At 65.4% G+C, this 2278-nt stretch carries 2 protein-coding genes; one reads left to right on the top strand and one right to left on the bottom strand.

What is annotated here, in order from left to right:
- Positions 1-440 precede the first annotated feature (440 nt).
- Positions 441-1793 carry an aspartate kinase gene (locus AC1D1W_RS20535; protein ID WP_018774393.1) on the top strand — a complete coding sequence of 451 codons (1353 nt, stop codon included), beginning with the start codon at positions 441-443 and terminating at the stop codon, positions 1791-1793.
- A 215-nt stretch (positions 1794-2008) separates the two neighbouring features.
- Here AC1D1W_RS20535 and AC1D1W_RS20530 read toward each other — a convergent pair whose 3' ends face one another.
- Positions 2009-2203, bottom strand: coding sequence for a hypothetical protein (locus tag AC1D1W_RS20530; RefSeq protein ID WP_043436631.1), 195 nt, complete (start codon positions 2201-2203; stop codon positions 2009-2011).
- Between the last annotated feature and the right edge of the window lie 75 nt (positions 2204-2278).

Raw genomic sequence — 2278 nt, 5'->3', positions numbered from 1 at the left:
TCCGGCCCGGCGGACATGTCCAGGGCCCACGCCCAGGAATGGACACAATGCCCTCATGCCCACTCCAGGCCACCAAGAATGAGCATGTCCCGCGGCAGCACTGAGCATGTCCACTCCTAACCCGAGCTCCCCCATCCGGCCCGGCGGACATGTCCAGSGCCCACGCCCAGGAATGGACACAATGCCCTCATGCCCACTCCAGGCCACCAAGAATGAGCATGTCCCGCGGAAGCACTGAGCATGTCCACGGAACGGGAGACCATGTCCACTCCCGGCCCGCAGCACTGGGCATGTCCGGTGGAGACAAACCCGGGGTGTCTGCCATTCGGTCACAATTCAACGGCGCGGGCGGCACGGCGATAAACTGGGGTAAGAAGTTACGCCGTCGCGCCGTTTGGTTGCCTGGCCCAGAACCCCGATGATCCAGTGAGGGTGCGCGAATGAGTTTGCCCACTACCGAAGTCCAGCCCGGATCGCAGACGTTGCCCGTCTCGGCCGCCGCCACCAAGCACCTTGTCGTGAAGAAATTTGGCGGTTCCTCGGTGGCTGACGCAGAAGGCATCAAGCGCGTCGCCCGGCGGGTCGTGGACGCCCAAAACGCCGGCGACGAGGTCGTCGTGGTGGTTTCCGCCATGGGCGACACCACCGATGAGCTCCTTGACCTCGCCGGCCAGGTCACCGATTCCGCGCCCGCCCGCGAGATGGACATGCTCCTCTCCGCCGGCGAACGAATCTCCATGGCGCTGCTGGCCATGGCCATCAACAAGTTCGGCGCCTCGGCCCAGTCCTTCACCGGGTCCCAGGCCGGCATGATCACCGACGGCATCCACGGCAAGGCCCGGATCATCGACGTTGACCCGCACCGCATCCGCACCGCCCTGGACAAGGGGCACATCGCGATCGTGGCCGGGTTCCAGGGTATGAGCCACACGACGAACGAGATCACGACGCTCGGGCGCGGCGGGTCGGACACGACGGCTGTGGCCCTCGCCGCGGCGCTCGACGCCGATGTCTGCGAGATCTTCACCGACGTCGACGGCGTCTACACGGCCGATCCGCGGGTGGTCGCCTCGGCCCGGAAGATCGACCGCATCTCCAGCGAGGAAATGCTGGAACTGGCCGCGTCCGGCGCTAAGATTCTGCACCTGCGCTGTGTTGAATACGCCCGCCGCTTTGGGGTACCCCTGCACGTCCGTTCCTCATTCAGCCAGAACGAAGGCACCTGGGTTCTGCCCGGCGCCGACGACAAGATCACGACTCAAGAGGGAGTTGCCTTGGAGCAGCCAATCATCTCCGGTGTTGCACACGATCGGTCCGAAGCCAAGGTCACGGTTGTCGGTGTACCTGACATCCCCGGCAAGGCAGCGGCGATCTTCCAGGTCATTGCGGACGCCCACTCGAACATCGACATGATCGTCCAGAACGTCTCCACCCACGGTACGGGCCGGACCGATATCTCCTTCACGCTCCCGATCGTCGAGGGCGCCGAGGCCCTGGCCGCCCTGCACGCCGCGCAGGACCGGATCGGCTTTGAGAGCATCGAATATAACGAGAAGATCGGCAAGCTTTCGCTGATTGGCGCCGGCATGCGCTCGCACCCGGGTGTGTCCGCCCGCTTCTTCGCGGCCCTCTCCGAGGCCGGCATCAACATCAACATGATCTCCACCTCGGAGATCCGGATCTCCGTGGTGACCCACGCGGATCTGCTCGACGACGCCGTCCGCGCCATCCACAGGGCGTTTGACCTCGACAGCGAGGATGAGGCCACGGTCTACGGCGGCACGGGCCGCTAGCCGCACCTGCGCATCCGGGCGGACCCCGGATGCGCATAAAGACGGGGAAGGGAGCGGCACCTGCCGCTCCCTTCCCCGTCTCCGCCCGTCGTCGGCCGCTTCCCCACAGCTCCGGCCGCATTCCCACGTTTCCGGCCGCGTACCACGCGGCCGCCCAGGATGCCCCCGGCATCCGGGGTCCCCCGGAACCGTCGGAACCGGCGAAGCGGGCCTCGTCAGACCTCTTCTTTCCCGAGATCCGTTTTCCGGACAGCGTAGTGGTGTCCGTGGTCGTCCGTCTCGACTTCGAAACCTGCCAGGTCGTCTTCCGAGGCGTGCTCGAAGTCGTCGTGCTTGTGAACTACAGGCGCCGCGGTGTCGCCTCGATTTGCGGGCCCGAACAGCAGCCTCAGCTTGTCGGTCTTTTCCATGAAAGCTCTGACAGCACGTGTCACTAGTCCCACCCCCTTTCCTCGTCCCGGATGGTTCAGGATGCTGCACAGCGG

This window comes from Arthrobacter sp. P1_B4 (assembly GCF_056406555.1).
Note: the sequence above shows the minus strand (reverse complement) of the source record. Positions and strands in the feature narration are given on the sequence as shown.